We start from the raw sequence: 4,933 nt of genomic DNA on the forward strand, positions 1-4,933 counted from the left end.
CAGCAGCATCTCTGCCTTTTTGGAGTGGGTGTCTTTAGGCGCTGTTGCCCTAGTGCTTGCTCTTGGCGGATGGATGGTGACAGCAGGAGCGATGGGACTTGGCACGCTCACGACCTTCATCCTTTATTCACAGCGCCTGTTTGATCCTCTGCGCCAAATGGCTGAGAGGTTTACGCAGATTCAGGGTGGACTGACTGCCGTTGAACGGATCGGAGAGCTTCTGGAGGAACCTCTCGAGATTGTTGACCATGGCGCCACCGCTGGTTCCGGGGTTGGTTCCACGCTTCTCTCGAACGCTTCATCCTCACCACCGCGTGGTGAGGTGATCTTTGAAGAGGTGGACTTTGCCTACCGAAAAGACGAGCCGATTCTGCGAGATCTCAGTTTTCGGATCGCTCCTGGTGAGCATGTTGCGCTTGTTGGACCCACCGGATCAGGCAAGACCACGGTGATTCGGCTCCTCTGCAGGTTGTACGAGCCCCAGCGGGGACGAATCCTTCTTGATGGCCAGGACATACGCACTTTGCCTTTGCAAGAGCTGCGTCGACAGTTGGGTGTGGTGCTTCAAGACACCTTTCTCTTTAGTGGAACGGTGGCTGACAACTTGCGTTTGGATCGGCCGCTCGATGACCAGAAATTGCAGGATGTTTGCCGTGATCTGGGCCTGGATCCCCTTTTAGGTCGATTGCCCGAAGGTTTGGAAACCGAATTGAGAGAGCGAGGTGGCAATCTCAGTTCTGGGGAAAGGCAGCTGCTTGCTGTGGCCAGGGTGGCGATTCGAAACCCAACGGTCCTGGTGATGGATGAAGCCACTGCGTTTATGGACCCCTCCACGGAAGCCACTCTTCAACGGGACTTAGATCGTCTTCTCAACCGCCGCACCGCAGTGGTGATTGCCCACCGGCTTGCCACTGTTGAGGCGGCTGATCGGATTTTGGTGCTTCGCCGAGGAAGCCTGATCGAGCAGGGCACCCATCTTCAGTTGCGGGCCAGTGGCGGTTTGTACGCCGAACTTGCTGATCTTCAGGAGCGTGGACTTGCCAGGCTTTGATCGATAAGCCAATGATGAATCGTTTTTGCAAGGAGGTCCGGATGGCTCTGCATCGCCAGATGTCCGCACTTCTTGAGTTCTTTTAGGCAGTGTTTGTCGCTGTATTTGGCCAGGTGTTGCACATATCCGGGTTCCATGACGCGATCGTGTTCACCGCTAATCCATAGGTTGTCGGTCTTCAATCCCGCAACCAGGTTTGGAATCTGTTTGACAGCTCCTCGGGTTGTGCTGTTGACCAGAAGCCCCAGTGCAGCGCGTTGTTCCGCTTGAAATGGACCCAACTTGTCGATGGGCCCTGGAAGATGTGCGGGACGAAGTCTCAAAATTAATTGCCCTCCAAACCTGAGACGTCGAAACGGTCTGGGTTGGTAGATCCCACCTCCAGCCGCCAACATCACAAGGCCCGAGAGTGGCTGATCCCACTTTCGACGAAGATAGGTTTCCGCATGCAGGGCAATGCTTCCTCCTAGCGAGTGGCCCATTAAGACCACTTGGCGACCTTTGGCTCGAGCGTGAATCTGTCCCGCTAGCCACTGTCCGTAGGACACCAAGGTTGGTCGAAGCTGGGGAGGTCGAGACTCCACTCCAAATCCTGGTAAATCAGGACACCACAAAGGAATGGAGGTGTCTAAACGAGTCCAGCTGTCTTCAAATGGTGCCCAGACCTTTCGGCTGAGCATCCAACCGTGTACGGCGATCAGCAGAAGATCAGAGGTCATCGGTGCGTCAGGATTAATCAATCGTCGCAGAACAGGGTGACTAGCACTTCTTCTCTCACCCAAGAGATTTTGGTTCATTCCTATGGGAAAGAGGCTCGGATCTGTGAAACCTCTAATACCCAGCTCAGCCTGGTTTTTAGCCAATCTCGGCCGATGGATTTGGTAGAGCTGGAACAGCTTCTAGAGGCGGTGGGGTGGAGTCGCAGACCTGTTCGCCGCGTTCGTAAGGCTCTCGACAACAGCTTGCTTAGGGTGGGGCTATGGCGCCATGACCCACGTATTCCACGCTTGGTGGGCTTTGCACGCTGCACTGGAGATGGCGTTCTTGAGGCCACGATTTGGGATGTAGCTGTTCACCCCCTGTATCAGGGCGCTGGGCTTGGGCGTCAGTTGATGGATTACATCCTTGAGGCTTTAAGAGAGATGGGAACGGAGCGCGCCACGCTCTTTGCCGATCCAGGGGTGCTGCCTTTTTATGACCGACTTGGCTGGGACTTAGAGCCCAATGGTCATCGTTGTGGTTTTTGGTACTCCAATTGATTGGTCGAAAGGGCCTTCCCGTAGTACTCCGCTGCCAAGCGAGCTGGTGATTCCCCACGTCGCCAGCGATGCCGCAACATGGCGTTCTCAAGGCTGCGACGCAACACGCCCACCCGTTCCCAGCGGCGGCCATCGGTAGTGACCGCCAGGCCAAGAGCATGCAAGCGTGTGAGTGGGCTGAGTCGCTGCACGAGGTCGAGATCCTCCATTACTGGCAAGGGTGCATAGCCCTGACTGCGCTCATAGAGGGACCTGTGGATCAGGAGTCCCTGATCTCCGTAGGGTTGTTGGCACCAGCGGCTTCGAAGAGAGATCACCGCTTCCAGCAGGCGTCGGGCCGGAGTGCTGGGTTGAATGCGCAAGTCAAAAAACCATGCGAATCGTTGCGCATCTGGATGTTGAATCCGATGCAGCACGCTGCTTCCCCAGTGGCTTGGTAGACGGCTGTCTGCATGGAGAAAGAGAAGCCATTCGCCTTTGTTTTGCTGGATGGAGTGCCGGGCACCTGCCGCAAGTTGCCTGCCTCGACCAGGTGGATACTCCGTGATGCAGCAACCACCCGCAAGAGCGCTGATGCGAGGGCTGTGATCGTTGCTGCCACCATCGACAACCGTGATCTCGATCGGGAGAGGCCAGCGTTGCAGGTCAGCGAGGAGAAGCGGGAGACGCTCCGCCTCATTGAGGCAGGGAATCACCACGCTGAGAGTGGGAGTCTCAGCGCTCATCGCTGCCATGAACTCAGATCAGCCAGACAGTCAATGTCGTTTTTCATCCTGAGCTGATGGGGTGTGAGGCCTAGTTCCCGAGCGCGAGCGCAAGTGATCTCCAAGACCTTGTCACTTCCCCATGGCATGGCAGCGAAAAGTGCATCGAGCTGGAGCTGCGTTGACGCACTGCCCAGCCCCAGCAACCAATAGCCACCATCTGCGGAGGGGCCAAGCACCAAGGGCTGGTTTTGCAGTCTCTGGATGGCATGGAGCAGATCGCTTTTGCACAGATCTGCAAGATCGGTTCCGATCACAATCACCGGCTTGTTGGGCTGTCCGATGCGCGCATGCTGAATCTGGCGGAGCATGCGCGCCCCCAGTGATCCCCGACCCTGATCCACGAGGGTGCAAGGCGGTAAGCAGGGCAGCCAGCGTTGGGCTGATCGGATACTGACACCGCTCATCGCTACCTGGACGTCCACCTCACCCTGCTCGGTGAGCGCTTCAGCAATGGCAAAGGTATGGGCTGTGAGGCGTTGCTGAACGATGGCTGCCCTTTCGCTTCCGATGTCGACGGCCAGGCGACGTTTGCAGCGACCGCTAGCTGGCCAGCGAGCCATCACAACGAGTGTTGGGATGGGTGATTGACTCATCCTCGGCGTGGCAGCTCCTCGGGTACGACCTCCAATGTTTGCTGTTCTCCACCTCGTTCCACAATCAGCGGCATGGCCTGACCGACCTGGCCTCGGTCAACGGCCAGCTGAACTTCGGAGGGGTCGTTGACGGCGGAGCCATTCACGTCTCGGATCAAATCACAAGGTTTAATGCCAGCCTTGGCTGCGGGGCTGTCCTCCACGACTTCAATCACGAGCACGCCATTGAGCTCTGGCACGGTGCAAAGATTGCTCGTGGCGTTGATTTCCTTGGCCAACTGGGGGGTCAGGCTTTGGAGTCGTACACCGATAAAGGGGTGAGAGGCTTGCCCCGTGCTGATGATCTGTTGGGCAATGCGTTCGGCCAAGTTGATCGGGATGGCAAAACTCAGTCCCGCGCCAGGTGCTTGGCGAATCGCTGTGTTGATGCCGATCACTTGGCCGGCGGCATTAATGAGGGGACCTCCGCTGTTTCCTGGATTCACAGCAGCATCGGTTTGGATGTACGGAACACGCTGACCTTCCCCTACGGCATTGGTCCGATCCACAGCGCTGATGATGCCCGCTGTGACCGTGTTGTTGAGACCGAGAGGATTGCCGATCGCAATGGCCCATTCACCGGGTTTGAGGTTGTTGGAGTTCCCAAGGGGTGCGATCGGTAACTTTTCAGCCACCACGCGCACCACAGCAACATCGGTCAAAGGGTCGCCGCCCAGAACCCGTCCATTGAAGCTGCGACCGTCCGGCAATGTGACAGCCACTTTGTCAGCGCCTTCCACCACGTGCGCATTCGTGAAGATCAGGCCGTCAGAGCGTGTGATGAATCCTGAACCTTGACCAGCTTGTTTTTGGGTGGTTGGTCCGCCTCCAAACAGGTTGCCCAATGGATTGGAGACTCGTTTCACGGTGTCGATGCGTACAACCGACGGACCAACCCTTTCAACGGCTTGGACGATGACGTTACGGCCAGGTTGCAGCGGCGCCGACCGCGGCCCATCACTCACTTCGGGCAGAGTGGCGGGTGCCTTCGCTTCAGGCTCTAGGCCAAGACGTTGACGCAAGGACGATCCACACCCTCCCATGGCCAAGCTGACTAATCCGATCCCGATCCAGGGCATGGATCGTGCCAGGAGGGTGCGGGAGACGGCAGCTGCCATGAACAGAAACGAGTTGAAACTGGTCTCATTAAAGACGGGCCGCTCGGCATAAGGCGCGTAGATTCGGCATTCGCAGAAGGTGGGATGTGACGCTGACGGGCAGTGA

At 57.3% G+C, this 4,933-nt stretch carries 6 protein-coding genes; 2 read left to right on the forward strand and 4 right to left on the reverse strand.

The window, feature by feature from the left end:
• The coding region (locus tag NCN04_RS07865; protein ID WP_250395717.1) for an ABC transporter ATP-binding protein at nucleotides 1-1,051 on the forward strand (1,051 nt) is incomplete at its 5' end.
• On the opposite strand, the gene NCN04_RS07870 is transcribed toward NCN04_RS07865, so the two are convergent.
• The gene (locus NCN04_RS07870) at nucleotides 1,024-1,770 is read right to left on the reverse strand and encodes an alpha/beta fold hydrolase (RefSeq protein WP_250395718.1); all 747 of its coding nucleotides are present in this window, start codon (nucleotides 1,768-1,770) and stop codon (nucleotides 1,024-1,026) included. The genes NCN04_RS07865 and NCN04_RS07870 overlap by 28 nt on opposite strands.
• Before the next feature lie 36 nt (nucleotides 1,771-1,806).
• Here NCN04_RS07870 and NCN04_RS07875 point away from each other — a divergent pair, with 36 nt between their 5' ends.
• Complete coding sequence (locus tag NCN04_RS07875; RefSeq protein WP_048346870.1) at nucleotides 1,807-2,310, forward strand: GNAT family N-acetyltransferase; 504 nt, start codon at nucleotides 1,807-1,809, stop codon at nucleotides 2,308-2,310.
• On the opposite strand, the gene NCN04_RS07880 is transcribed toward NCN04_RS07875, so the two are convergent.
• Genes NCN04_RS07880 through NCN04_RS07890 form a run of 3 tightly spaced genes read right to left on the reverse strand, consistent with a single transcriptional unit; the run spans nucleotide 2,280 to nucleotide 4,827 of the window.
• Entirely contained in the window at nucleotides 2,280-3,035 is a 756-nt protein-coding gene (locus NCN04_RS07880) for a TIGR04283 family arsenosugar biosynthesis glycosyltransferase (RefSeq protein ID WP_250395720.1), read from the reverse strand. The genes NCN04_RS07875 and NCN04_RS07880 overlap by 31 nt on opposite strands.
• Complete coding sequence (locus NCN04_RS07885; protein ID WP_250395719.1) at nucleotides 3,032-3,670, reverse strand: TIGR04282 family arsenosugar biosynthesis glycosyltransferase; 639 nt, start codon at nucleotides 3,668-3,670, stop codon at nucleotides 3,032-3,034. Before NCN04_RS07885 ends, NCN04_RS07880 begins: the two co-directional genes overlap by 4 nt.
• Entirely contained in the window at nucleotides 3,667-4,827 is a 1,161-nt protein-coding gene (locus NCN04_RS07890; RefSeq protein ID WP_250395721.1) for a trypsin-like peptidase domain-containing protein, read from the reverse strand. Before NCN04_RS07890 ends, NCN04_RS07885 begins: the two co-directional genes overlap by 4 nt.
• Nucleotides 4,828-4,933: the final 106 nt, after the last annotated feature.

The organism is Synechococcus sp. MU1655, from assembly GCF_023630655.1.
Classification (GTDB): Bacteria; Cyanobacteriota; Cyanobacteriia; order PCC-6307; family Cyanobiaceae; genus Synechococcus_C.